The sequence below is a fragment of the Natronoarchaeum mannanilyticum genome (assembly GCF_039522665.1).
Taxonomy (GTDB): domain Archaea; phylum Halobacteriota; class Halobacteria; order Halobacteriales; family Natronoarchaeaceae; genus Natronoarchaeum; species Natronoarchaeum mannanilyticum.
Window position 1 is genome coordinate 677,666 of sequence record NZ_BAAADV010000001.1, and the last position, 25,318, is coordinate 702,983.

Genomic DNA, 25,318 nt, shown 5'->3' on the forward strand with positions numbered 1-25,318 from the left:
GGGTGCGGCGATCGAGTTCGAGCGGCCCTGAGACGGCGAAGCTGCTATTTTCGGCACCCGGATTCGCAGCGGCGCCCTGACGCCGCGGCGTCCGTCCGCGACGCCGACGCCCGGGTTCGGTTCACGAACAGCGGCAGACATTTTATCCTCGGCCAATAAATCGCCGGTACCGTGACCGACCTCGCCATCGAGACGCGGGCGCTGACGAAACGCTACGGCGACGCGGCCGCCGTCGAGGATCTGACGCTCTCGATCTCCTCCGGCTCAGTGTACGGCTTCCTCGGGCCGAACGGCGCCGGGAAGACGACGACGATGCGGATGCTGACGACGCTGACGAAGCCCACCTCGGGCACCGCGAGCGTCGCGGGACAGTCGATCGAGGACCGCGACGCCGTGACGCCACACATCGGCTACCTCCCCGAGGAGCCGCCGCTGTACGACGAGCTGACCGGGCGCGAGCAACTGGAGTACATCGCCGGGCTACGGGACATCCCCGAGGACGAGGCCGACGAGCGGATCGGCTCGATGCTCGACCGGTTCGAGCTTGCCGAGGACGCCGACAAGCGCATCGACGCCTACTCGAAGGGGATGCGCCAGAAGGTCGGCGTCATCCAGGCCGTGCTCCACGAACCAGACGTCGTCTTCCTCGACGAGCCGACCAGCGGGCTCGACCCGCGCGCGGCGCGGACGATGCGGGACACCATCGCCGAGCTCGCCGAGCGCGAGATGACCGTCTTCCTCTCGACGCACATCCTTCCCGTGGTCGACGAACTCGCCGACACCGTCGGCGTGCTCCACGACGGCCGGCTGGTCGCCGAGGGGACGCCAGACGGGCTCAAAAATCGCGCCGAGGCCGGCGAAGAACGGAGCCTCGAAGACGCGTTCCTCGACATCACCCACGACCACGGCGCCGAGCGGCTCGACGAGGAGTCCACGACGACGGCATGAGCGGCCGGCTCCGCGAGAGCCCCGGCACGATCGATCGACTCCGCGACGCCGCGAGGATTGCGCGGGTCGAGACGGTGCGCCACTACCGCCGGCAGCGCGAGCACTCCTGGCGAGCGTTCTCCGAACTATTCCTCGTCGTCGTCGCGGCGTTCGTCGTGGTCGGGCAGGTGCCCGGCGCCGAAGGGTGGTCCTACCCCGACCCGGGCGCGTACTATTACGCAGCGGCCATCGCTGCCGGTGGGGGAGGCACAACGGCAGCGACCGGTCAGGACGCCGCCGTCGCCGCGGTGCGGGGGTTCGCCGGCATCGCGTTCGTGCTCGTCGCGCTGGTGACGATGCTCTGGACGGTGAAGGGCCAGGGCTGGCGCGAGCGCGACGACGGCCTGCTCGCGACGATCCCGATCGGGACGATCGTCGTCGGCGACGCGCTGGCCAAGATGATCAAGGCCGGACGGTTCCTCTCGCTGGCGATCGGCGGCGGCGCCGTCGCGTTCGCCGCCGGCTCCGGGCGCCCGCTCGGGATCATCGGCTTCGTCCTCGCGGCCGCGGGCCTGATCGCGACGGCGACCGCCTGCGGCTACGTCGCCGGGCTCGGAGCTCTCGTCGCGCTCCGGCGTTCGACGTTCGTCCGCGAGCACAAGCTGCTGGTCGGTTCGCCGCTGGTCGCGCTGTACTTCGGGCTGTTCGTCGGGAGCCGACAGGCCGGCGCGCTGCTGGGCGAGTGGCCGATCGCGTGGCACGCCGACGTCGCGCTGGCGTCGATCGGCGGCGGCGATCCCCGGCTCGCTACCGCCGCGCTGGTCGGGACGCCGCTTGCGCTCGCCGGACTCTGGGCCGTCGCGACGACGCTCGCCCGGTTAGCGTGGCTCGCCGACCCGTCGAAAGCGCCCGCGGTCGACACCGAAGCCGACCCGGCGAGATCCGGCATGTTCGGCCCGCTCGACCGGGTGCTCTCTGCGACCTGCTCCCGACCGACCCGCGCCGTGACCCGCGCGCTCTGGCTCCGGGTGCGACGTAGACCCCAGGCGCTGTTGTACGTGCTGCTCCCGCTCGTCGTGCTGATCTCGGTCGGGTACGAGTTCGCACGCGCCGTTCCGGGGGCGCTGCCGGCGCTGGTGGCCGTCTACGGCGCCGGCGCGGTCGGCGCCGGGGCGACGCTGAACCCGCTCGGCAACGAGGGGCGCGGGCTCCCGGCGACGCTGACGACGCCGGGGAGCGCACGTCACGTGGTTCGCGGGTATCTCGTCTCCGCGGCGCTCCCTGGGGGTGCCCTCGTCGCGGCGCTGACCGTCGGCGTCGCCGCGAGGACGACGGGATCGGCCGTCGTCGCCGCGAGCGCCGGCCTGTTCGCCGCCGCACTGGCGGTCTGCCTGCCGGCGGTCGCGATCGGCGTCGGAACCCTGCTCCCGGAGTTCGACGCGATCAGGCCCGCCGAGAACGCCGGCGTGACGGTTCCCCACGTGTACGCCGTGGTGGCGTACTCGGGGACGATCGGGATCGTCGGGACGCCGGTGCTCGCCGGGCTGTATCTGGCGGGCGAGGGCGCAACCGAGATGCCGGTAGGCGTCGTCGTCACCGCGGGCGCCATGGCGACGCTGCTCGTCGCTGGCGCGCTCGCGGGGCCGAGTTACCGGCGCGCCGTCAGGACGTTCGAGACGTATCTCGTCGGCGAGTGAGCGGCGGTCGCAGGACGCCTTCGCGCCACAGGTTTATCCCGGAAAGCGCGGCCAGTCGGGGCCGTGAACTGATCAGTCGCGCGACGCGGGCCCGGGCGGGTGTGCGACACGCCCGCGTCGCGATCGGGGAGTGTCGCCTGTTCGCCACGCTGTGAGTGATCGCTGTCCGCGCTTCGGGTGACGCCGAACCGCGTCGCGAGCGAGCGGCGGCGTCGTAGCGCCGCCGTCGCTCGGTCGCCGGACGGTACCACTAACCGTTTTAACCTTCTGTGCCCTAATCTCTCGCATGGCCGACAAGCCGACCTCCGGCGAGATCCTGGGCGTACCGTACAACTTCGAGCGACCGAACTTCCGGCGCATGCTCTCGTCGTACTGGGAGCCCGGCGAGGGGATGCTCGTCGAGAAGCCGTTCGGCGTCGGCTACACGCTGAACCTCGCGAACTGGCGCTCGTGGATCGTGCTGGCCGTCGCCGGCGCGCTGCTCTGGCACGAGCAGGGCAGCGGCGACGACGAAGAGGCGACGGACGAACCGGTCGAGGTCGTCGTCGACGACGACTGATCGACGGCTATTTTCGCCGCCGGCGTCCACCGCCGGGTATGATCCGCTTCGTCACCGGCAACGAAGGAAAGGTCCGCGAGGCCCGCGAGTACCTGCCGGCCGAGGTCGAGCAGGTCGACTACGACTACGCCGAGGTCCAGAGCGACGACCTCGAGACGATCGTCCGGCGGGGCGCTCGCGAGGCGTACGAAGAACTTGGCGCCGATGGAGGGGTCCTCGTGGACGACACCGGACTGTTCGTCGAGGCCCTTTCGGGGTTCCCCGGCCCGTACTCGGCGTACGTCGACGACACCCTCGGCATCGAGCGCGTCTGGGAGCTCGTCGAGAACGAAGAGAACCGCAAAGCGGCGTTCCGAACCGTGATGGCCTACTACGACGGCGAGGACGTCGCGACGTTCGAGGGAGCGGTCCGCGGGCGGATCGTCGCGCCGCGGGGCGACGGCGGGTTCGGGTACGACCCGATCTTCGAGTACGACGGCGAGACGTTCGCCGAGATGAGCACTGACGAAAAGAACGCGATCTCCCACCGCGGGCGGGCCCTGGAGAAGTTCGCCGACTGGCTGGCCGAGCGGGAGTAGTCTCTTATTCGCGGGGGTCACGGTCCGGTCCCGGGTACTCGCCCCCGACGACGGCGTCGTAGAGGCTCGCGGGGTCGAACACGGCGTCGAACGCCTTCGGGTGCCGGACGCTCATCGCGATCCGGCCTTGAAGCCGAGCGGCGGTTTCGACGCTGCCGAGTTCGTCGTCAAAGGACAGCACGTGCGCGGCGTCACCGCGGTAGGCGCTGGCCAGCGCGGGCTGGTCGTCCGGCGGGTGTTCGACGGGGACGCGCTCGCGCTCGATCCGATCGCGCCAGTTCGCGGCCAACTCGTCGTCGGCCAGATCTGCGATCACCGCTTCGGCGTCGTCCAGCAGGTGGTCGCTGGCGACGAGATCGATCCACGAGTGCGAGCGGACGTGATCGAGCGCCGCGCGGGCCGGCCCGCCGACGAGCACGTCCGCCGCGAGCACGTCGGCACCGGCGACGACTCGCGAGGGATCGGGCGCATCGCTCCTCTCAACGTCGTCACTCATCCGCGTCCCCCTTCTCGCGGTGGCGTGCCAGCGCGTCGCTCACGTCGTTCTCGTCGACGTCCCAGCGCTCGGTTCGGTCGAACAGTTCCGTCCAACTCATGACGCCATCGAAGCGCCGGCGCCACAAAAACGGCGCGGAGCCGATCGGTCCGACGAGCGTCGTACGCCCGTCTGACGGGTGTTTAAGTCGTCCGCCCGCCTGCCATTCGACGGGCGCGCACTGGCCTTTCAATCCCATCCTCCCGACTCGCGCGCCCGCACACCGCTCTCCCCCACTCTCACGCGGCGGCGTGCCCCCCGCACGCCGCCGCGACGCTCCCCCTCGCTTCCACCGCTCGGAGATGTCAGAAGTGCCCGCGTCGCGAGTCGCAACGATCAGAAAGAGCGGCGAAACGGAGTTACTCGGCGCACGTACCGGGTTCCGCGCAGCCCTCGGCGGTCGCCATCGCCTCCTCGTCGAGCTCGTAGAGGCTCTGGCGCGCGTCGGCGAAGTAGACGTCCTCGTCGACGATGCCGATCTCCTCGAGGCGCTCCAGCGCGTAGCGAACGGTCCGGGCCGACAGCATCGACTCCTCGACGATCTGTTTCTGGGTCAGCGGCCCGTCGTACTCGAGTACTTTGAACACCAGCTTCGCGCTCGGCGGAAGGTCTTCGATCTCCTCCCCGTCAGTGCCAGCCATCGTTACGAATCGAAAGGTCCCAGCAGCATAAAGATTGATACGAGAGTTCGTCCCGCCGAACCGTTCGGTCGACGGGACCGAAGAATCGTGTCGAGATCGGGAGGAGCACCTCAGATGGTGGGGCGCAATCGTGCCCCGACGGACCGGATCGACGGATCGCCTCGGACGCGTCGGGAACTGGCGAGGGCGCCGAGAACGCCGAGCTGTTGAAGTCCAAGCGAACGGCTTTTTACGGCAGGTCACCGAGCACACCGTATGTCGACCGAGACCGCCGACGGGAGGGAGTCTCACCTCCGGTCGGTCACCATCACGACGATCACCGCGCTCGCGGGCGTCGGCGCCGCGATCGCGTCGGCGTACATCGCCGGCGACGTGAGCGCGGGCGAGGCCGCCAAGAACCAGCAGGCCCAGCTGGTCGTGCTCGCGGCCATCGTCGTACAGTACCCGCTGTTCAGCGTCATGGGCTACGACGACTTCGGAGGCGTCAAGGACTACCTGTTCGTCGCGTTCATGACGTTCTCGCTGTGGTTCATCACCTGGGGAATCATCCTGATGACCGGCGTCACCTTCTAACATGGCCAGCGACAGTATCGCCGTCGTCGACCTGGAGCGGTGCCAGCCCGACCGGTGCAACTACGAGTGCAAGAACTACTGCCCGCCGAACCGCACCGGCAAGGAGTGCATCACGCTCCGGGGCGAGGAGGCCGAGGAAGGCCAGCCCGAGCAGGTGCGCATCTCCGAGGAGATCTGCCTGGGCGAGACCTGCGGCATCTGCGTCGAGAAGTGTCCGTTCGACGCCATCGAGATCATCAACCTGCCCCAGGAACTCGACAACGATCCTTCGCACCGCTACGGCGAGAACGCGTTCTCGCTGTACGGGCTGCCGGTCCCCGAGGAGGGCCAGGTGACCGGCATCCTCGGGCCGAACGGGATCGGGAAGACGACCGCCGTCCGGATCCTGGCCGGCGAGATGGCGCCGAATCTCGGACAGCACGAGGACCCGCCGGACTGGGACGAGGTGCTCGACGAGTTCCGCGGCACCGAACTGCAGGACTACATCGCCGCCGTGCGCGACGGCGACGTCAGCGTCGCGCGCAAACCGCAGTACGTCGACGAGATCCCCGGCCAGTTCGACGGCAACACGCGCCAGCTGCTCGAGCGGACCGACGAGCGCGGCGAGCTGGACTACCTCGTCGATCGCATGGAGATCCGCCCCGTGATGGACCAGGACATCGACAACCTCTCGGGCGGCGAGCTCCAGCGGGTCGCCATCGCGGCGTGTCTCGCGCGGGACGCCGACTTCTACTTCCTCGACGAGATCACGCCGTACCTCGACATCGGCCAGCGGATGACCGTCGCGCGCCTGATCCGCGAGCTCGCCGAGGAGGGCGATCGGTCGATGCTGGTCGTCGAACACGACCTCGCGATTCTGGACCTGCTCGCTGACACGCTCCACGTCGCCTACGGGAGCCCCGGCGCGTACGGCGTCGTCACGGACCCGAAGTCGGTGCGCAACGGGATCAACGAGTATCTCTCGGGCTACCTCGAGAACGAGAACATGCGGATCCGGCCGAACCCGATCGAGTTCGAGGAACACGCCCCCCGACCGGTGAGCACGGCCGACACGCTCGTCGAGTACCCCGACGTGTCGAAGAGCTACGGCGAGGGCGAGTTCTCGCTCGACGTCGAGGGCGGCGAGATCCGGCGCAACGAGGTGCTGGGGATCGTCGGCCCGAACGGGATCGGGAAGTCGACGTTCGCGAAGCTGCTCGCGGGCGCGCTCGAACCCGACGAGGGAGACCTCGACTTCTCGCTCGACATCGCGTACAAGCCCCAGTACATCGACATCGACCAGCCGATGCGGGTCGACGCGTTCCTGTCGTCGATCACCGACCAGTTCGGCTCGTCGTACTGGAACACCGAGATCGCCGAACCGCTTCAGCTCGAACGGATCATGGAGCAGAACCTGACCGACCTCTCGGGCGGCGAGCGCCAGCGGGTCGCCATCGCGGCGACGCTCTCGGAGTCGGCCGACCTGTTCCTGCTGGACGAGCCCTCGGCGCACCTCGACGTCGAGCAGCGCGTGCAGGCGACCAGCGCCATCCGGCGCTACGCCGAGCAACAGAACGCCACGGTGCTGGTGATCGACCACGACATGTACATGATGGACCTGCTGGCCGACCGCCTGATGGTGTTCGACGGCGAGCCCGCCGAGCACGGTCACGCCGGCCAGCCCCAGGAGATGCGCGCGGGGATGAACGACTTCCTCTCGAATCTGGACATCACGTTCCGGCGCGACGAGCGCGTCGGCCGCCCGCGCATCAACAAGCCCGACAGTCAGCTGGATCGCCAGCAGAAGAAAGACGGCGAGTACTACTACTCGGTCTGAGGCGGCCCGACGCAGCGTTCCATTTTCTCCGGTTCGTACCGGCGCCGACGCGTAGCGGCGCGCAGGCCCGAAAGCGGCGTCCAGCGCGGCGAGACGCCGAAGCGGAGATCGGTATCGTACGGAAGCGGATCACCGGCGACGACCGGGACGACCGTTAGAGGCTCGCTGGTAAGGTCGGCTTTCCTCGCGAGATGGAAGCGGGTTCGCGGACCCCGGGGTGGAAATCGACCGGTAAGCCGAACTTACTCCGGGATATCGCAGCGTAGCCAGATCCGCGGTGAGCCGCCGCCGGCGTCGCGAGCCAACGGATGACGCGACGACAGGTGCACTGCAGACGCGAGACGTACCCGCCACGGCCCCCGTGCGACGCGGGCACCCTCCGGCCGACGCGGCGGTTCGAGCGGCCACGCGATGCTCGCCCGCGCGTGTGACCAAGAGAACGTCCGAGGCTCGGCGTCGAGCTGCGCTCGTCGGGCTGTAACGGCCCCCGCGATTTCGCTCGACGTCCGCGCGGCCCGCGGTAACCGGCTCGTACCCGACGCGCATCGGAGTAACCTCGCCGTTGTGATCCGACGAAGCGGGCTTAACAGAGCCTCTATCGAGCTTACTTCGAGTAGCCCGATCGTGAGACCGCGTAGGCTCTCGTTTCGCGTCGCCGACGATCCCCGGCTGATCCCGCAAGTACCTGACGTCGAAGTCGCCGGCGACCCGTCCGGCAGGTGCAACAAGACGCAACCAAGAATCGCCATAGACGCAGCTTCGGATGGCAAAGCCGCGAAAATCGCTTTATGTATACCTCGATCCTACCCGTGTATGGCAGAACGCCAGACCGACGATACCGCGACGATGTCCAAGCTTAACCGACGCACCTTCGCCAAGTTCGCAGGCGCTGCGGGCCTGGCTGCGGGTACGACGGGCCTACTCGGCGGTTCGGCCGCGGCGCAGACCCAGACGGTCGACCTCGGCGAGGAGGGGCTGCAGGACGGCGACGCGATCGACGACTACCTGGCCGAGCACTTCCAGAGCGGGACGGAGGTACACGTCCCGGCAGGTAGCTACGAGTGGTCCGGCGAGGGGCTCGACGGCGACTACGAGAACGCGGCGCTGATCGGCGACGGCGAGCCCGGCGCGGTCGAGCTGAACTACCCCGAGGGCGAGCACCGGTACAACGCCATCCGCGCCCAGGCCGGCGAGGTGCGCCTGGAGAACCTGCAGATCCGCGGCGCGACCGGCGGCGAGGAGGCCAAGCTCCGCGCCGAGGCGCCCGCCGAGGACGCGACGATGGTGCTCGACAAGATCTGGCTCCCCGACGGCGTCGTCGACGGCGCGGACGGGGTCGGCATCTACGTCGGCGCCGAGCACGCCGGGACGATCCGGGTCGTCGACTGCTGGGTGCAGGATTTCTCGGACAACGGTCTGTACGCGTCCGGTCCCGGCGGCGACTACGACGACGCCCAGAACGGACGCGTCGTCGTCGAAGGCGGTCTGTTCCGGAACAACAACATCAGCAACGTGCGGATCGGCACCGACGACAGCGTCGTCCGGAACGTCGCGATGGTCCACGACGCCGAGTCGCCGCCGAACGACGGACAGATCAACCAGCGCAACCTCCGGATCCGTCAGGCCGGCGAGAACATGGTCGTCGACAGCTGCGACATCTACCACTCGATCGACCACTCCCAGCCGATCGACCTCTCCGAGGAGTTCTCCGGCGGCGAGGCCGTGATCAAGAACACGCGGATCCTCACGAACTCCGACTCGCAGGTCGCCAACGAGCACGACGGCGACTACCTGCTCGATACGATCCATCTCACGGGCGACGGCAATCACGAGATCGCCGTCGAGACCGAGAACATCGTCGAGGGCGAGCAGGCCCAGGAGGCCACGCCGGCAGCACGCGCCCCCGTCGGGAACCGCTCATGAGCGCGGAGGAACACGAGAACTGGGAGCGGCTCAGCATGGATCCGGATCCCCAGGACGATCTCGGCTACGAATCGAGCGAGTGGGACGTCCTCTCGGTCGAGACGAACGGCCGCAACCAGCGGCTGTTCCTGCCCGCCGACGAGGAGGATCTCCGCGAGGACGCCTTCATCGTCGCCGACTCGTCGGCGCTGTGTGACGTCGCGGACTGTCGCTGACGGCGCGGTCCGGTGACGCGAACGTTCGTTATTCTTCGCGCGCGAGCGACCCTCTCCCCGCCGGTCCCCGCCGGCCCTCCACGTTCGCGCGCCGCATTCATCTCACCGTATCCGCGTTAAGGCGAGATTACCGCCGGTTTCGACGTTTCTCGCGCGCCGATTGGCAGCCGTCGGATCGTTGCATTTCCCGCGGTTCGGTGGTAGAGGTCCGGTCCCGACCGGTTGAGGGCCGGTTCCGAACGATGGTTCCGGCGCGCGCGAGTCGACACAAAGATTTTCCCTGCTTGCATCCGAACAACGTGTAAGCCACCCCGGGACGCTGCGACGATCGGGGGCGTGGGCACTGCAACTATGACGGACGCCAATCCACCGGACGTGCTCGAGAGCACAGGACAGACCGGCGAGTCCGACCCGCCGGTCGACGACGTGGGATCGCTCGCCGACGCCGTCGTCGACAACGTCGAGACCGTGATCGTCGGGCAGGATGACGTGATCGAGCACGTCGTCGTCGCCATGCTCGGCGGCGGGCACGTCCTGCTGGAGGACGTCCCCGGCGTCGGCAAGACGATGCTCGCCCGCTCGATCGCGCGCTCCTTCGACTGCTCGTTCAAGCGCGTCCAGTTCACCCCCGATCTCCTCCCCGCCGACGTCACCGGCGTCAACATGTTCGACAAGCGGACGAACGAGTTCGAGTTCCAGCCGGGCCCCCTCTTCGCGAACGTCGTGCTCGGCGACGAGATCAACCGCGCGCCGCCCAAGACCCAGAGCGCGCTGCTGGAAGCCATGGCGGAGGGGCAGGTCACCGTCGACGGCACCACGCGGGAGCTCCCCCAGCCCTACACCGTGATCGCGACGCAGAACGCCGTCGAGCCCGGGCGCACGTACGAGCTCCCGATCGCGGAGGTCGACCGGTTCATGAAGAAGCTCGAGCTGGGCTACCCCGACGCCGCCGACGAGACCGAGCTGCTCGACCGGGTCGTCGGCGACCACCCCATCGAGTCGCTGTCGCCGGTCGCCGCCGCCGAGGACCTGAGCCGCGCGCGAGCGGCCGTCTCGTCGGTCACCGTCGAGCGGCCGGTCCGCGAGTACGCCACCGCGCTCTCGGGGTACACCCGCGAGCACGCGGATCTGGGCGCGAGCCCCCGGGCGACCGTCGCGCTGATGCGGGCCGGACAGGCGCGAGCGGCGTTCGAGGGGCGAGACTACGTCGTGCCCGACGACCTCAAGCGCGAAGCGCCGGCGGTGCTCGCCCACCGGATCCGAGCGGGCGAGGCCGGCCGCTCCGGCCGCGACGTCGTCGCGGACGCTCTCGACACGGTGCCGGTCCCCTGACATGACACTCACACGCCGCGGCTGGGCCGTCGCCGCACTCGCCGTCGCGCTGCTCCTTCTGGCGCGCGCTCACGGCGCCCGGTCGATCAACGCCGTCGTCGCGCCCGCGCTGGTCGCGCTCGCGGGAGCGCTCCTGCAGGTCCACCTGCGGGACCGTCCGGACGTCGAGCGGCGCGCGCCGGCGACCGGCGTCGTCGACGAGGAGTTGACCGTCGAACTCGACGTCCCGACCGACCGACCGTTCGCCGCGACGGTCGACGACGGGCTCGGCGACGGCGTCACCGCGGAGGGACTGCCGGGAACGACGACGCTCGACGGCTCGCCGATCCGCTACGACGTCCGGCTCTGGGAGCGCGGCGAGCGCCGCCTCGGCCCCGCCGAGCTCACCGTCGAGGGGTTGCTCGGACTGGCCCGGAAGACGTTCTACTACAACGACATCGACGCCGTGCTGGCGTACCCGCGAACCTACCGACTCGACCCGTCCGCGGGCGCGCTGGAGGGGCTTCCCGCCAGCCGACCGCTTCCAGGCACCGACGAGTTCGACGGGCTGCGCGAGTACGAGCGCGGGGACTCCCGCCGGTCGATCCACTGGAAGTCCAGCGCGAAGCGTCCGGACGAGGAGCTGCTCGTCCGACAGTACGCCTCGGCCGAGGAGCGGGGCGAGCTAACCGTCGGCGTCTCACCCGGCGATCTCGACGACGAGGTCGCCGATGTCGCGGCTAGCCTCGTGACGTACCTGCTCGACGCCGGCTTCGAGATCGGACTGGTCGCGCCCGACGAACGCCTCGATCCCGACGCCGGTCGACACCAGCGCGACGCCGCCCTCGCGGCGCTGGCCCGACTCGGACCGGGCACGCTGTCGGACGCCGCCGCGGAGGACGCCGATCTCCTCGTCCGGTCGACCGGCAGCGACGCGGTCGTGAGCGACGGCGACGACGCCGTCGCGTTCGATCGCCTCGTCGCGACGGCGGGCGGCGAGCGAGTCCGCCACCAGCGTCCGGTTGAGGGCACTGCGGACGGCGTGTCGCCGGCGAAGAGCGGAGAGCGAGGGACGAACGGCGAGGTGAGCGCGTGAGCGCCCCGACCGCCTCCCGGGACGCGGCGTCGACCGGGCGATTGCCGGCGGGCAGCCGCGCGTTCCGCGGCGCTGCGCTCGCCAGCGTACTCGTGTTGACGGCGTCGTACGTCAGCGTGCTCGATCGGGTCGCCGGCTTCGTCGGCGGCCCGGCGTCCGACGTCCCGCTGACCGGCGTCGTGGGGAGCTCGGCGGTCGTTCCGGTCGCCGTCGTCGCGTTACTGGCCGCCACCGGCGTCGCCGCGTTCGTCCGCGAGCGCACCGCGATCGGCGCGACGATCGCGCTCGTGGTGCTCGGACACCTCTGGTACCTCCAGACGACGCCAGCGACGATCGGCGCCGTGATCGACGCCGGGGGCGTGTTAGTGTCGGACGCCGCGACGCTGCTGACGGGGGTGTCGGTGGTCAGGATGGCCAACGCCGAGGCCTGGGCCGTCGGCTCGGTGCCGGCGCCGGCCTTTCTCTCGTGGTACCTCGCGGTGCGCCGCCGGTACGTCGCGAGCGCCGCGATCGGCGGTGCGATGCTGGTAGTGTTCGTGCTGACCGGCGACGCCGGGACGCTCGGGACGCTCGTCGGCGTGCTCGGCGCAGCCGGCGCGGTCGGGTTCGGCGACCTCGAACGCCGGGGCGCGCCGATCGACCAGGCCGACGCGCTCGCCGCGGCGTTCGCGGCGATGGCCGTGCTGTCGCTGACGGTGTCGGTCGTCCCCGGCGGCGGCACCGGCGGGCTCCAGGGCCCCGGCGGCCTGGGCGCCGGCAGCGGCGGCGGCGACACCATCGAGGGCGCCGTCGTGCAGTCCGGCGGCGAGCTCCAGATCGGCGGCAGCACCTCGCTGTCGCCGGAGGTCCGGTTCACGGTCGAGAGCGACGAGCCGGGGTACTGGCGCACCGCCGTCTTCGGCAAGTTCTCCGGCAGCGAGTGGTACACCGATGTCGGAGTGGACCCGTGGGACGGCGAGGTGGCGCCGCCGCCCGGTTCGACCGAGTCGGTCGAGCAGGTGTACGAGGTCGAGAGCGCGACCGCCGCGATGCCCGCGATGAACAGGCCCGTGGAGTTGAGCGACGACGTTTCGGGGGCCACGCAGGCCACGCCCTACGGGACATTCGTGTACGAGGACTCGCTCGAGGCGGGCGACGCCTACCGCGTGACCAGTCTCCGGCCCGACGCCTCGCCCGAGGAACTTCGGCAGGCGGGCGACGAGTACCCCGGACGGATCAGAGCCGATTTCCTCCAGTTGCCGAACGATCAGCCCGAGCGGGTCGGCGAACTGACCGAACGAGTGACGGCAGACGCCGAAACGCCCTACGACGAAGCGGTCGCGATCGAGCGCTACCTCGAGAGCGAGAAGAGCTACTCGCTCGACGTCGAGCGGCCGGAGGGCAACGCCGTCGACGAGTTCCTCTTCGAGATGGAGTCCGGCTACTGCGTCCACTACGCCTCGGCCATGACCGCGATGCTGCGCGAAGCGGGCGTCCCGGCGCGGATGGCCGCGGGGTACTCGACCGGCCAGCGCGTCGGCGAGGACCGCTACGTCGTCCGTGGGCTCAACGCCCACGCCTGGGTCGAGGTGTACTTCCCCGGCGAGGGCTGGGTGACGTTCGACCCGACGCCGTCGGACAGTCGTCAGCAGACCCGCGAGAACCGGATCGAGACGGCGCGATCGACGGGCAACCCGGACGTCGACACCGACGAGAGCCGCCAGCGCGATCCGGCGCAGTTCGACGAGCGGGAGTCCGACCCGACGCCGTCGCCGAACGAGTCGACCGACAACGAGACCGACCCCGAAAACGAGACCGAGCCGGGGTCGGAGCCGGAGAACTCGACGAACGGTACCGATGCGACGTTCGGCGACAGTGAGAACGACGATGCGGGACTTCTGACCCGGCTGCCGTCGTACCGGGCGATCGGCGTCTGGCTGCTCGCCCTGTTCGGCGCCGGCGCGCTGGCGCGCCGGACGGGCCACGCGGATCGGTTCTCCCGCGCGGTCGCCGTCCGTCGCCAGGGGAGCGGTGGGAGCCCGCGCGAAGACGTCGAGCGCGCGTTCAAGCGGCTCGAGCTGCTGTTCGCGGGGGAGACCCGACCACGGGCGCCCGGCGAGACGCCACGGGAGTATCTCGACGGGGTCGCGGCGGACGACGAGCGCGTCGATCGGGTTCGTCGCATCTACGAGCGGGCGCGGTACGGCGGCGACGTGAGTTCGGAGGAGGCCGCCGAGGCCGTCGAGCTGGTCGACGCGCTCGTCGCCGAGGAGCGACGGTTCACCCGTCCGAGCGGGTGAGCCGGACGGGCGCATCGACCGCTCGAACCGGGGAAAACGACCACGACGGTCGACCGCGGTCCCGACAGTGTTTAATAGGGCCGATTCGTACACCCGCCTGTAATGTCGGAAGTCTGCTCGACGTGCGGGCTGCCCGAGGAGCTTTGCGTCTGCGAAGACGTCGCCAAGGAATCTCAGCAGATCCAGATCCGCATTGACGAGCGCAGGTACGGCAAGGAGGTAACGATCATCGAAGGGTTCGATCCGAGCGACGTGGACCTCGACAGTCTGTCGTCGGACCTCAAATCGAAGTTCGCGTGCGGCGGCACCGTCGAGGAGGGCCAGATCGAACTGCAGGGCAACCACTCCGGCCGCGTCGAGGAGTTCCTCCGGGATAAGGGCTTCAACGTCGCCTAGCCCGTCACCGTCGAGCGCCGACGTCACGCGAAGCGGTCAGTCACGGTTTTCTTTCGATCGGCAGTATACCGGTCGGAGCCGGAACAGTATTGTCCGACGAGCCACACGTACCCACAGACACTCGGCCGACGCGGCGTCGAGACCGCAACGGATCGACGCGGTCGCACGGAGTCAAGTCACACATGAGCGACGAACTGATCGACGTCTCGGGTGGAGCAAACGTGCTCGTCCTCGGCGAGTCGGGCCGCAACGCCGACCGGTGCTGCGACGCGCTGCTCGACGTCGGGCGCGCGGAGCGTCGCGGCGAGTTGACAGTCTCGTTTCCCGAGGACGTCAGCGACCGGACGCGACTCGACACCGGGGCGACCGGCCGCCAGTCCGCCAAGCTCGGCCACATCACCGTCGGCGACGTGCTGCGGTCGGCCGACCACTCGCCGCCAGATTTCGCCGAGCCGGTCGCGACCGACATCGTCGAGGATCCGGGCGACCTGAAGGCGATCGGCACCAGCGTCAGCCGCTTTTGCGAGTCGTGGGCCGAGAGCGGCCACCTGATGGTGCTTTGCTTCGACTCGATCTCCGAGCTGCTGGACCGCCGCGATCCGAAGGTCGTGTTTCAGTTCCTCCACACCCTGCTCGAACGGCTCTCGTCGGTCGACACGGTCGCGCACTTCCACCTCGATCCCGACCGGTTCGACGAGCAGACCGTCTCGACGTTCGCCTCGCTGTTCGACGAGGTGATCGACCCCGCGACCGCGGAGGATCTGGTCGACGAATCGGGGCTCGACGACGCCGATACCGAGGACGACGGCGGTGAGGATGACGCCGAAGATGCCGACGGCGGTCCGAGCCTGAGCGACGGCATCCCGGCGACCAGCGGCTCCTCGCAGGCGTCGGACGACGAGATCGCCGCGCGCCTCGACGATCACGTCGAGGAGTACGAGGTCGCCGACGGCGGGACCGCAACCGGGAGCGCGAGCCGACAGGCCAGCGACGACGACATCGCGGAACGGATCCCGGACGTCGGGGAGGAACCGGAGGACGGCGATCCGAGCGACGGCGCCGGCGAAGCGGACGCGGACGACGCCGGGGACGCCGACACTGAGGGCGCCGCCGACACCGAAAATGAAGACGACGAGAGGGGCGCCGAAGACGACGCGAACGACGGCGGGAGCGACGCGATCGCGGGGGCAGACGATGAGACGGACATCGACGACCTCGAGTTCGACTTCGGTTGACCGTCGAGTTCGCTTCGGCTGATCGGTCGCTGCGGCGACAGCTCCGAAGTCCGTACACTTTTTTGCGACCCACGCCACCGACACGGTGTGCCAGTCTCCCCGGAGATCCTCGTCGTGCTGGCGATCGTGCTGGCCGCGCTGGTGCTCTTTGCCACCGAGGCCGCGCCCGTCGACGTGACGGCGATCGGCATCATGGTGTCGCTGCTGCTCGTCGAGCCGGTCACGGAGGCGGCCGCGAGCGTCGGCCTGCTCGCCGAGTCGTTCGCGGTCGTGTCGCCCGGGGAGGGGATCTCCGGGTTCTCGAGCGTCGCGACGGTGACGGTGCTGGCGATGTTCGTCCTGAGCGCCGGCGTCGAGCGCACCGGAATCGTCGAGACGCTCGGCGAGCGCGTCGCGGCCTTCACCGGCGACAGCGAGCGCCGCCAACTCGGCGCGACGATCGGCATCGTCGGGCCGATCTCCGGGTTCATCAACAACACCGCCGCGGTCGCGATCCTGATGCCGATGGTGTCGGATCTGGCGAAGAAGGGCGGCACCTCGCCCTCGAAACTGCTCTTGCCGCTGTCGTACGCCTCGATGTTCGGCGGCACGCTGACGCTGATCGGCACGTCGACGAACATCCTCGCGTCGGATCTTTGGGTGACCCTCGGCCCGACGGGCGCCGAGCAGTTCTCGATGTTCGAGTTCACCAAGCTCGGCGTGATCGTCGCGCTCGTCGGCACCGCCTACCTCTTTACCGTGGGGTGGTGGCTCACGCCCGAGCGCATCAAGGCCGAGGAGGATCTCACCAGCGACTTCGAGCTCTCGGAGTACCTCACCGAAGTCGTCGTGCGCGAGGAGTCGCCGCTGGTCGGCCAGACCGTCCGCGAGGCGCTGGCGTCGATGGAGGAAGACGTCGACGTCGTCCAGCTGATCCGAGACAACCGGACGTTCGGCGAGCCGCTGGGCCAGAAGGTGATCCGCGGCGGCGACGTGTTCGTCGTCCGGACCGACCGCGAATCGCTGATCGACGTCAGCGAGGGCGAAGGCCTGGATCTGCTGCCCGAGATCGAGGTGTCGGACGCCGAGCTCGAGACGACCGAACAGAACCAGGGACTCGTCGAGGTCGTCGTCGCGCCCCGGTCGTCGCTGATCGGCGAGACGCTGGCGACGAGCCGGTTCCGCGAGCGCTACGACGCGACCGTGCTCGCGCTGCGTCGCGGCCCGGAACTGATGCGCTCGCGGCTCGACGAGGTGTCGCTGCGCGTCGGCGACACGCTGCTCGTCCAGGCGACCGAGGACAGCCTCGGCCGGCTGAACCGGAACCGCGATTTCATCGTCGCCCAGCGCGTCGAGCGCGCCCAGTACCGCCGCGAGAAGGTACCGATCGCGGTCGGCATCGTGATCGCGGTGGTCGCGCTGGCGGCGCTGGACGTGATGCCGATCGTCGTCTCCGCGCTGACCGGCGCGCTCGCGATGGTGGTCACCGGCTGCCTGAAGCCCTCGGAGTTTTACGACGCGGTCCAGTGGGACGTGATCTTCCTGCTCGCGGGCGTGATCCCGCTGGGGATCGCGATGGAGGAGACGGGGACGGCGACCCTGATCGCCGACGGCGTCGTCGCCAGCGCGGAGCTGCTACCCCCGATCGGCGTGCTCGGCCTGTTCTACGTCGTCACGGCTCTTTTGACCAACGTCGTCAGCAACAACGCCAGCGTCGTGTTGATGATCCCGGTCGCCGTCGAGGCGGCGACCCGCATCGGCGCCGACCCGTTCGCGTTCGTGCTCGCGGTCACGTTCGCGGCGAGCACGGCGTTCATGACGCCCGTGGGCTACCAGACGAACCTGTTCGTCTACGGGCCCGGCGGCTATCGCTTCTCGGACTACGTGCGCGTCGGCGGCCCGCTCCAGTTGCTGCTCGCGATCGTGACGACGGTCGGCATCTGGTTCTTCTGGCTCTAATCCCGGATTATCTCGACGATCTCGTCGACGATCGGCGTCACTGCTACTTCGGGCTCGAAGGAGACGTACAGCCCCTCCATCCCGTCGAGCACGCGGACGACGGTCGTGTAGTCGGTGTAGGTGACGAACCCCCGCGTCTCCTCGGCCGGCGGGTACAGGTCCTCGAACAGCTCGCGCTCGGTGAAATCGACGTGCATGTACGAATGCAGTCGCTCGGCGACGTCGTCGAGCGCCGCGGTGGACTCGTACTCGTCGAGGACCCGGTCACTCGCGTACAGCATCTGGAACTCGTCGACGGTGTACTCGGCGCCGACGAGCACGCGATCGTCGCTTTCCTCGCGAGCGGCGGCGATCGCCGCCTCCGCGTCGAAATCGACGTGCTCCGGCGAGTTCGAGATCGGCATCGAGACGATGTTTCACGTCGCGTAGTGTTAAGCGTTCGCACGCTTTGGCGGGGAGCGAAACGCTTTACCCGCCCTCGGGCGAAGTGGGGGTACGGGACCGTGGGGTAGCTTGGTATCCTTCGAGCCTTGGGTGCTCGCCACCCCGGTTCAAATCCGGGCGGTCCCATGAATTCTGCGAGGAACGGACGTGACGAGCGAATTCTGAACTCGTCCGGATTTGAAGTAGAGAACGCGCAGCGCGAGCGAAGCGAGCGACCGCGTTCGCGTGGTTCAAATCCGGGCGGTCCCATACCACCTTTTTCTTCGTTGGGTCGCCTGCGGCGACCGCTCCTCGAAAAACGTGGGCGAAAAAGCCGCGGTTCACTACGTTCACCGCGGTGAACCGCCTCGTTTCACTCGGCGGATGCTACGCTGTGATAGGTTCCCCGCCCGGATTTGAACTACGCGAGACGAGCGCAGCGCGATTCGGAGCGAACACCGTGAGCGAGAATCGCGGAACTGCGAGCGGTGAAACCGCGAGCGTAGCGAGTCTCGCACCGGACGGTCACATATATTCTGCGAGACGCAGTCACGAACGGGGCGAGTGACGGAAACAGACCCGAAGAGCGACGCCGAGTATCTCCGACCGACGACACCATTTTGCTCCCGCTCCCCGAAGAGCCGCTCGTGCCACGGCTCGTTGAGTCTGACGCGGCGTTCTACGTCGGCGTCGGCGCCTTCGCCGTCGCGGTGTTCGTCTGCGGCGTCGCCGCCGGGATCGCCAGCGGCGCGATCGATCCGAGCCGCCGCGAGCTCGTCGGGTTCGGCGTCGGCTTCGGGCTGTTCACGTGCTCGTATCTGTTCGCCATCGTCGCGTACCGCCACATCCAGCGGTAGCGGGCGCGCGAACGGCTGACACGCTCGTATCGACTCCGGAAAGGTTATCCGTGTGGTGGCACTCTCTCGAAAAGCAATGGCAACTGGAACGGTTGACTTCTTCAACGACACGGGCGGTTACGGTTTCATCGAGACTGAGGACGCGGACGAGGACGTTTTCTTCCACATGGAGGACGTCGGCGGCCCGGACCTCGAGGAGGGACAGGAAGTGGAGTTCGACATCGAAGAGGCCGACAAGGGCCCGCGCGCGACGAACCTCACCCGGCTGTAAACGCCGAGTAAACTTCCTACTATCATCACTACCGCGTAGCGGCGGCACTGGGGTGCGTTCTATCGGAACTGATCGTCACGCCACACAGCCGCGGCGCCGCGGGGCGTGTCCGCGGCACCGCGGCCGCCTACTCGCGCTCGCCGACGCGGGAGCCGAGCCAGGTGCCGAGCGCGAGCGCGTATACGAGGTGGCCGACGTGGAAGACGAGCGACTCGTCGCTGTCGAGATCCATCCCTAGTAGTCGGCCGAGGACGATCCGGCTACCGAACGCCGACAGCGCGAGGCCGTAGGCCGTCGCGAGAACCATCCCCGCGGTCTCCCGGCCGTGCTCGGGGAGCTCCGCGACGCCGAAGATGCGGTAGATTGCGCCGAAGACGGCGCCGCCGCCGGCGCCGTACAGGAGGTGCAACGCCAGCCCGACCCCAGGGTAGTGCGCGGCGTCCTCGCCGCCGACGTACTGCTCCCAGAACGCCGCGGTCGGCGGGAGCGAGCGGGCGATCGGCAGCCGGTAGGCCGTCAGTACGACCGTCGCGAACGCCCCGCCGATCGCGCCCCGCAGGACGTCGTCGGTCACCGTCGTCGACCGTTCGGACGTCGCGTCGGCGTCGGTGCGCTCGGAACGCGGATCGAGTGTCGCCATCGCGTGTGAGCTACCACGAGACCGCGGAAATGCGTGGGGGGCAGTGCCCGGAAGTCGGTCGACGCGGGTGATTTATGCCGCTCGTGCGGTATAACTAGACATGGCGACGCCCATCGTCCGGGAGCTGTTGGATCGCAACCGCGATCACACCGACGCGCTCCCGGCCGGCTACTTCGACGCCGTCCAGACGAGACAGGAGCCGACCGTCGTCTCGGTGAGCTGTTCGGACTCCAGAGTTCCCCAGGGCGGAATGTTCGCCGTGGACGAGCCGGGGTACCTGTTCACGTCGAGCAACATCGGAAATCAGGTCGCCGACGAGTACGAGGGCGAGGCCGTCATCGACGGCAACCTGATGTTCCCGGTCCACTACACCGGCACGCGCGCCGTCGCCGTCGTCGGGCACACGCGGTGTGGCGCCGTGACGGCGGCCTACCGGTGGCTCACCGAGGACGAGGCGGTCGATCAGCCGGGCGTCCGCAAGCGCGTCGAGGAGCTGGTGCCGATCGTGGAGGACGGCCTCGCGAGCGACCGGGTCGACGCGGACGCCGAGTCCGCCGCGGTGATCGACCAGCTCGTCGAGTACAACGTCGAGCGGCAGGTCCAGTTCCTGGTCGATCACGACTCCCTGTCCGACGACGTCTCCGTCTGCGGGTTCGTCTACGACTTCCACGGCACCTACGGCGACGTCGCGGGGCGAACGTACGCGGTCAACGTCGGCGGTGAGACCGATCCGGCCGCGATCCGCTCGGAGCTCCCCGAAGGGTACCACGAGTTCGTCCGGTCGCTGCTCGCCGCCCCGTAGAATCCGAACTGCACCGTTCCGGTCGGTCGAAGAAACGAACCGAGAGTGGCCGGAGATCGAAGAGGATTTACTGGATGGCGGATTGTCTTTCGGCAGGGTTGCGTCGTCGTCCGACGCCGACGTGTGGCGGTTTTTGCCGTGGTACCACTCCCCGATGCATTTTACCACACACTGCGAAACTTATGAATATCGAGCCAGTTCAACATAGTTTCTTATACGATATCGTCGAACCTAGACGTACGGATGAACGCGCAGCAACCCCGTTCGGAGTCGACCGTCGACGCGCTTCCCGAGGAACTCGATTCGCCGCGCGCGAAGCTGGTGTATCTCTACCTGTCGGTCGCGGACGACGCCGGCCTGGCGGACCTGCAGGAGACGCTCGACCTGAAGAAGATAACGCTGTTTAGCATCCTCGACACCCTCCAGAGCCGCGATCTGGTCGAACACGACGGCGAGACGTACGCGGTCTCCGCGTGAGCGGTCGCGAAACGGACTTGTAGGTGTACGCCCAACCCCGAGAGCGTGCCCGACGACAGCTCGCTGACCGACTTTTTCCAGGGGGACAGCGACGCCGACGGCGAACCGGCATCCAGCGACGACGAGCAGGACGCCGACAGTCGGCCGAGCGGAGAACCGGCGGCGACCGACGGCGTCGACGCCGCCACAACCGTCACCTACGAGTGGAGCGACGACGGTGTCGCCTGCGCCGACTGCGGCGAGCCGACGCGGCGGCGCTGGCGGGACGACGGGACGTTCGTCTGCGCGGACTGCAAGGACTGGTAGCGCGAGATGTCGGGAGTTTCGCGGACAGCGGTCACTCGGGCGGCGTCAGCTCCGCGAGGACCGGCAGGTGGTCCGACGGGAACCGGCCGTCCTCGTCGCGGTCGGCGCAGGTCGCGACGCGCTCGACGCCGACGCCGGGGGTGACGAGAACGTGGTCGATCTCCATGCCCGCGAGCAGCGAGTCGTAGTCGTTTCTGGTCGTTCCGGGGCCTTCGATCGGTTTCGACGCGACGGTGCGAGCGTCGCGGAACCGGAGGCCGGGGGCGTCGGCGTCGACGAGCCGGCGGATCGGCGGGGCGTCGGCCTCGCAGTTGAAATCGCCCGACAGGATCACCGGGTCGCCGTCGGCGAACGATTCGAGGCGACGCCGAAGCAGGGTCGCGCTCTCCAGACGAGCGCGTTCGCCCCGGTGGTCGAGGTGGACGTTGCAGTGGACGAGCGCCGTGTCCGCGGGCTCGTCGCGCAGTCTAACGCACGTGGCGATCCGCGGGAGGTCGGCGTCCCAGCCGACGCTGCCGGGCTCGTCGGGCGTCTCCGAGAGCCAGAACGTCTCCCGATCCGCGAGGGCGAAGCGGCCTGACCGGAACCCGATCGGGACGTGCTCGCCTTCGTCGGGCGCGGCCGCTCGGCCCCGCCCGACGATCCGGTGGTCGGGCAGGCGCTCGCGAAGGTCCGCGACCTGGTGGGCCAGGGGCTCCTGAAACCCGACGACGTCGGGGTCGTACGATCGCACCACGTCGGCGAGGGCGTCCCGGCGGTGCGCCCAGGCACGGTCGCCGTCCTCCGGCGTATCGTAGCGGACGTTGTACGTGAGGAGTCGGAGCGGGGTCACGGTTGCCAGGTCGCGGTCCGCCGTCCTAAAGCCGCCGGGTATCGGCGTCCGGACGGCCGCAGTCGGTGCGGGACGCCGTCGATGCGACGTTCCGATTCTTTCATTACAGGCGACGGGAATAGTAGTGTCAGTGGCAGAGACGGTCGAAGACTCACTGACCGACGGCAGCCTGGTGGGCCCGATGGTCCGGCTGGCCTGGCCGATCATCGTGATCCAGCTGCTGCAGGTCACGTACAACGTCGCGGACACGCTGTGGCTGGGGCGGTACTCGGCGGCCGCGGTCGGCGCGATGAGCCTCGCGTTCCCCGTGAGTCTGCTGTTGGTCTCCTTTGCCGGCGGGTTCACGACGGGCGGGAGCATCCTCGTCGCCCAGTACACGGGCGCCGACAGCGACCGCTCGGCCGGGTCGGTCGCCGGCCAGACGATGAGCTTCGTGATCGGGGTGGGCGTCCTGATCGGGGCCGTCGGCGTCGCGTCGACCGAGCGGCTGCTGGGGCTGTTCCCGAGCCAGCAAGAGACCGCGGCGACGGTCGTCCCGATGGCCGTCGAGTACCTCGAAGTGCTGTTCGCCGGGATGCCGTTTTTCATCGGCTTCTACGCGTTCACCGCGATCATGCGGGGGTACGGCGACACGCGCGCGCCAATGTACGTGATGGCCGTCAGCGTGCTCCTGAACGTCGTCCTCGACCCGTTCCTCATCTTCGGGTGGTGGATCGCGCCCGATCTGGGCGTCGCCGGCGCGGCGGCCGCGACGATCGCCTCGCGCGCCGTCGCGACGCTGCTGGGGCTGTGGATCCTCTTCGGAACCGCGCGCGGACCGGCGGTCTCGCTGCCCGACATCCGCCCGCGGCTCGACACCGTCCGGAAGATCGTCGACCTCGGCGTGCCGGCGTCGATCGAACAGTCGACCAACGCCATGGCGCTGATCGCGATGGCGGCGATGACGGTTTCGTTCGCCCCGCCGGTGGTCGCGGCCTACGGGCTGGGAAACCGGCTGGTGTCGCTCGTCTTCCTGCCGGCGATGGGGCTGGGCCAGGCGACAAACTCGATCGTCGGCCAGAACCTCGGCGCCGAGAAGACCGGTCGGGCCGAACGGGCGGCGTGGCTGGCGGTCGGGCTCTGCGCCGGCGTGATGGTCGTCGCCGCCGCGCTGGCGGCGGCGTTCGCTCGTCCGATCGTCGAGCTGTTCATCGCCGTCGAGGACGAGTACGCCGCCGCGGCGATCGGCCACGGCGTCGCGTACCTCCGGATCAGCACGATCGGATTCGTGTTCATCGCCGTCTCGGAGGTGCTGCTGGGTGCGTTCCGGGGCGCCGGCAACACCCGTACCGCGATGGCGATCTCGATGTTCAAGCTGTGGGTCGTCAGCGTCTGCGGTACCTACCTGCTGACCTTCACCTTCGAGTTCGGCGTGACCGGGCTCTGGGTCGGTTCGACGCTCGAACACGTCGGCGGCGCCGTGCTCGCGCTGGCCTGGTTCGCACGGGGCACCTGGAAGGAGGCGGTGATCGACGACGATCGGACCGGAGACCCGACGGACGACGGCGAACCCGGCGGCGCCCCCGACGACGCGCCCGACGCCGACGTCCCGCCGGCAGACGGCGCAGAGTGATGCCGATCGGCGGTATCAGGAACAGTCGCCGCCTCGCCGCCGCGAAGCTACAAGATCCTGGCGTCCGTGGAGCGAATCACTGTGTCCCAGCGCAACGAGTTCGACTGCACCGGCGCCTGGTCGCGCGACGGCGTCGCATCGTTCCTGCGCGAGACGACCGTGCCGGTCCGACTGTCGTGTCGCACGCCCGCCGACCGGCTCTGGATGCTCTCGCTGTGGTACGAGTACCGCGACGGCCGGCTGTGGTGTGCGACCGCCGCCGACGCTGACGTCGTCGAGTACCTGCGGGCCGACGACGAGATCACCTTCGAGGTGTCGACGAACGAGCCGCCCTACCGGGGCGTGCGGGGCAACGGCGTCGCGCGGGTCGAAGACGACGGCGGCAAGGAGCTCCTGACGACGCTCCTGGAGCGGTATCTCGGCGGGACGGACTCGTCGCTGGCGAATCGATTGCTCGACGAGGATCGGGAAGAGGTTCGAATCGCGATCGAGCCCCGGCGGGCGTTCAGCTGGGATTACTCGGCGCGGATGGCCGACGCCGTCGAAGAATCCTAGAGGACTTGCCGCTGGCAGCTGCCACAGAGGGTCTCCTCTTTGACGTCGACCTCGCGCACGGTCGGCGAGAAGTTCATCACGCAGCGGTTGTTGTCGCAGTGCTCCAGCCCGAGGGTGTGGCCGATCTCGTGGACGATCTCCTTGCGCACGCGGTCGCCGAAGATCTCGTCGGCGTCGCGCTCGGAGAACCCGCCGTCGCTCGAAGTTTGGAGGCGGTACGTCGAGACGACGCTGCCGTTGCCGTCGAGGTAGGCGAGCCCGAACACGTAGTTGCGCTTGCGGTAGAACAGGTCCTTGGCCGTGACGGCGATGTTCTTCTCGCCCGACCCGACGCGGCTGGCCAGCTCGATGAAGTCCTCGGCGCGGTACTGGTTCCGATTGGCGTCGAACGCGCCGCTGGGGATCGGCTGTGACTCGTGGACGGTGACCTCGCAGTCGTACACCGTCCGGAGGCCGGCGGACGCCTTCCGCTTGACCTCCGCGGGCAGGTCCCCCACCGGCACGATGTCAACGAGCATGCGACCGTATACTATCGCGCCGAGCATAAATATCCCGCCGTGGCGGCATCCGTTTCGAGGGCCTGCGGGCGATTGGTTCACTCGGTTCGAGGTTCTGGTTTGGGCGTGGTCGGGACGGGATTGCTTCTAGGAACTGGTGGAACTGGGACGGACGGAAACACCTCGAAAGCCCTCGGCCCGCCCCTAGCAGTGACGGCAGTTCAGACCAACGGGAACACATCGAAAGCCCTCGGCCCGGTCGCGGCGTCTGCGGAAGATCTCCTCGTTTCGCTCGGATAGTGCCACCGCAGACGCCGCGACCGAGCC

General features: G+C 68.9%; 27 protein-coding genes and 1 tRNA gene. 22 read left to right on the forward strand and 6 right to left on the reverse strand.

Features of this window, described 5'->3' with window-relative positions:
- Positions 1-171: 171 nt before the first annotated feature.
- The 4 genes from ABDZ81_RS03595 (at position 172) to ABDZ81_RS03610 (ending at position 3,761) form a co-directional block, all read left to right on the forward strand.
- The gene (locus ABDZ81_RS03595) at positions 172-948 is read left to right on the forward strand and encodes an ABC transporter ATP-binding protein (RefSeq protein WP_343772491.1); all 777 of its coding nucleotides are present in this window, start codon (positions 172-174) and stop codon (positions 946-948) included.
- Positions 945-2,624, forward strand: a complete 1,680-nt coding sequence (locus ABDZ81_RS03600; protein ID WP_343772493.1) for a hypothetical protein — start codon at positions 945-947, stop codon at positions 2,622-2,624. Before ABDZ81_RS03595 ends, ABDZ81_RS03600 begins: the two co-directional genes overlap by 4 nt.
- A gap of 286 nt (positions 2,625-2,910) precedes the next feature.
- Complete coding sequence (locus ABDZ81_RS03605; protein ID WP_343772495.1) at positions 2,911-3,183, forward strand: DUF5808 domain-containing protein; 273 nt, start codon at positions 2,911-2,913, stop codon at positions 3,181-3,183.
- Positions 3,184-3,221: 38 nt separating this feature from the next.
- Positions 3,222-3,761: an XTP/dITP diphosphatase gene (locus tag ABDZ81_RS03610; protein WP_343772497.1), complete on the forward strand. Its 540-nt coding sequence runs from the start codon at positions 3,222-3,224 to the stop codon at positions 3,759-3,761.
- Between the two features lie 4 nt (positions 3,762-3,765).
- On the opposite strand, the gene ABDZ81_RS03615 is transcribed toward ABDZ81_RS03610, so the two are convergent.
- A complete protein-coding gene (locus ABDZ81_RS03615) occupies positions 3,766-4,257 on the reverse strand; it encodes a DUF7384 family protein (RefSeq protein WP_343772499.1) in 492 nt (163 codons plus the stop codon).
- A gap of 398 nt (positions 4,258-4,655) precedes the next feature.
- Positions 4,656-4,937, reverse strand: coding sequence for a MarR family transcriptional regulator (locus tag ABDZ81_RS03620; protein ID WP_343772500.1), 282 nt, complete (start codon positions 4,935-4,937; stop codon positions 4,656-4,658).
- Positions 4,938-5,192: 255 nt separating this feature from the next.
- Between ABDZ81_RS03620 and ABDZ81_RS03625 the strand changes: the two genes are divergently transcribed.
- From ABDZ81_RS03625 to ABDZ81_RS03670, 10 genes are all read left to right on the forward strand, one after another.
- The gene (locus ABDZ81_RS03625) at positions 5,193-5,510 is read left to right on the forward strand and encodes an EMC6-like membrane protein (protein WP_343772501.1); all 318 of its coding nucleotides are present in this window, start codon (positions 5,193-5,195) and stop codon (positions 5,508-5,510) included.
- A gap of 1 nt (position 5,511) precedes the next feature.
- A complete protein-coding gene (locus tag ABDZ81_RS03630; protein ID WP_343772502.1) occupies positions 5,512-7,326 on the forward strand; it encodes a ribosome biogenesis/translation initiation ATPase RLI in 1,815 nt (604 codons plus the stop codon).
- Positions 7,327-8,139: 813 nt separating this feature from the next.
- On the forward strand, positions 8,140-9,249 hold the full coding sequence (locus tag ABDZ81_RS03635) for a hypothetical protein (RefSeq protein WP_343772503.1): 1,110 nt from the start codon (positions 8,140-8,142) through the stop codon (positions 9,247-9,249).
- A complete protein-coding gene (locus ABDZ81_RS03640; protein WP_343772505.1) occupies positions 9,246-9,464 on the forward strand; it encodes a hypothetical protein in 219 nt (72 codons plus the stop codon). The genes ABDZ81_RS03635 and ABDZ81_RS03640 overlap by 4 nt, the downstream gene beginning before the upstream one ends.
- Before the next feature lie 351 nt (positions 9,465-9,815).
- Positions 9,816-10,796 carry an AAA family ATPase gene (locus tag ABDZ81_RS03645; protein WP_343773364.1) on the forward strand — a complete coding sequence of 327 codons (981 nt, stop codon included), beginning with the start codon at positions 9,816-9,818 and terminating at the stop codon, positions 10,794-10,796.
- A 1-nt stretch (position 10,797) separates the two neighbouring features.
- Positions 10,798-11,871, forward strand: a complete 1,074-nt coding sequence (locus ABDZ81_RS03650; RefSeq protein WP_343772506.1) for a DUF58 domain-containing protein — start codon at positions 10,798-10,800, stop codon at positions 11,869-11,871.
- Positions 11,868-14,150 (forward strand): transglutaminase TgpA family protein, encoded by a 2,283-nt coding sequence (locus tag ABDZ81_RS03655; RefSeq protein WP_343772507.1) that lies wholly within the window; start codon positions 11,868-11,870, stop codon positions 14,148-14,150. The genes ABDZ81_RS03650 and ABDZ81_RS03655 overlap by 4 nt, the downstream gene beginning before the upstream one ends.
- 102 nt (positions 14,151-14,252) lie before the next feature.
- The gene (gene yciH / locus ABDZ81_RS03660) at positions 14,253-14,546 is read left to right on the forward strand and encodes a stress response translation initiation inhibitor YciH (protein WP_343772508.1); all 294 of its coding nucleotides are present in this window, start codon (positions 14,253-14,255) and stop codon (positions 14,544-14,546) included.
- Between the two features lie 182 nt (positions 14,547-14,728).
- Entirely contained in the window at positions 14,729-15,781 is a 1,053-nt protein-coding gene (locus ABDZ81_RS03665) for a DUF7504 family protein (RefSeq protein ID WP_343772509.1), read from the forward strand.
- Between the two features lie 105 nt (positions 15,782-15,886).
- A complete protein-coding gene (locus ABDZ81_RS03670) occupies positions 15,887-17,719 on the forward strand; it encodes an SLC13 family permease (RefSeq protein WP_343773365.1) in 1,833 nt (610 codons plus the stop codon).
- Here the strand turns inward: ABDZ81_RS03670 and ABDZ81_RS03675 are convergent.
- Positions 17,716-18,123 carry a hypothetical protein gene (locus tag ABDZ81_RS03675; RefSeq protein ID WP_343772510.1) on the reverse strand — a complete coding sequence of 136 codons (408 nt, stop codon included), beginning with the start codon at positions 18,121-18,123 and terminating at the stop codon, positions 17,716-17,718. The two genes, ABDZ81_RS03670 and ABDZ81_RS03675, sit on opposite strands and share 4 nt — an antisense overlap.
- Positions 18,124-18,216: 93 nt before the next feature.
- Between ABDZ81_RS03675 and ABDZ81_RS03680 the strand changes: the two genes are divergently transcribed.
- The 3 genes from ABDZ81_RS03680 to ABDZ81_RS03690 all read left to right on the forward strand — a co-directional run bounded on the left by ABDZ81_RS03680 (position 18,217) and on the right by ABDZ81_RS03690 (position 19,270).
- Positions 18,217-18,289, forward strand: a tRNA-Pro gene (locus tag ABDZ81_RS03680).
- Positions 18,290-18,789: 500 nt separating this feature from the next.
- Positions 18,790-18,999, forward strand: a complete 210-nt coding sequence (locus ABDZ81_RS03685; RefSeq protein ID WP_343772512.1) for a hypothetical protein — start codon at positions 18,790-18,792, stop codon at positions 18,997-18,999.
- Between the two features lie 76 nt (positions 19,000-19,075).
- On the forward strand, positions 19,076-19,270 hold the full coding sequence (locus ABDZ81_RS03690; RefSeq protein ID WP_011324233.1) for a cold-shock protein: 195 nt from the start codon (positions 19,076-19,078) through the stop codon (positions 19,268-19,270).
- Positions 19,271-19,397: 127 nt separating this feature from the next.
- On the opposite strand, the gene ABDZ81_RS03695 is transcribed toward ABDZ81_RS03690, so the two are convergent.
- Entirely contained in the window at positions 19,398-19,910 is a 513-nt protein-coding gene (locus ABDZ81_RS03695; RefSeq protein ID WP_343772514.1) for a hypothetical protein, read from the reverse strand.
- 100 nt (positions 19,911-20,010) lie between these two features.
- Between ABDZ81_RS03695 and ABDZ81_RS03700 the strand changes: the two genes are divergently transcribed.
- From ABDZ81_RS03700 to ABDZ81_RS03710, 3 genes are all read left to right on the forward strand, one after another.
- Entirely contained in the window at positions 20,011-20,712 is a 702-nt protein-coding gene (locus ABDZ81_RS03700; RefSeq protein ID WP_343772515.1) for a carbonic anhydrase, read from the forward strand.
- Between the two features lie 243 nt (positions 20,713-20,955).
- Positions 20,956-21,189: a TrmB family transcriptional regulator gene (locus ABDZ81_RS03705; RefSeq protein WP_343772516.1), complete on the forward strand. Its 234-nt coding sequence runs from the start codon at positions 20,956-20,958 to the stop codon at positions 21,187-21,189.
- Positions 21,190-21,234: 45 nt separating this feature from the next.
- Positions 21,235-21,495, forward strand: a complete 261-nt coding sequence (locus tag ABDZ81_RS03710; protein ID WP_343772517.1) for a DUF7573 domain-containing protein — start codon at positions 21,235-21,237, stop codon at positions 21,493-21,495.
- Between the two features lie 31 nt (positions 21,496-21,526).
- On the opposite strand, the gene ABDZ81_RS03715 is transcribed toward ABDZ81_RS03710, so the two are convergent.
- The gene (locus tag ABDZ81_RS03715) at positions 21,527-22,327 is read right to left on the reverse strand and encodes an endonuclease/exonuclease/phosphatase family protein (RefSeq protein WP_343772518.1); all 801 of its coding nucleotides are present in this window, start codon (positions 22,325-22,327) and stop codon (positions 21,527-21,529) included.
- 124 nt (positions 22,328-22,451) lie between these two features.
- On the opposite strand from ABDZ81_RS03715, the gene ABDZ81_RS03720 reads away from it, so the two are divergent.
- Entirely contained in the window at positions 22,452-23,939 is a 1,488-nt protein-coding gene (locus ABDZ81_RS03720) for an MATE family efflux transporter (protein ID WP_343772519.1), read from the forward strand.
- 66 nt (positions 23,940-24,005) lie between these two features.
- The gene (locus ABDZ81_RS03725) at positions 24,006-24,494 is read left to right on the forward strand and encodes a pyridoxamine 5'-phosphate oxidase family protein (protein WP_343772520.1); all 489 of its coding nucleotides are present in this window, start codon (positions 24,006-24,008) and stop codon (positions 24,492-24,494) included.
- On the opposite strand, the gene ABDZ81_RS03730 is transcribed toward ABDZ81_RS03725, so the two are convergent.
- Positions 24,491-25,012 (reverse strand): archaemetzincin family Zn-dependent metalloprotease, encoded by a 522-nt coding sequence (locus tag ABDZ81_RS03730; protein ID WP_343772521.1) that lies wholly within the window; start codon positions 25,010-25,012, stop codon positions 24,491-24,493. The two genes, ABDZ81_RS03725 and ABDZ81_RS03730, sit on opposite strands and share 4 nt — an antisense overlap.
- Between the last annotated feature and the right edge of the window lie 306 nt (positions 25,013-25,318).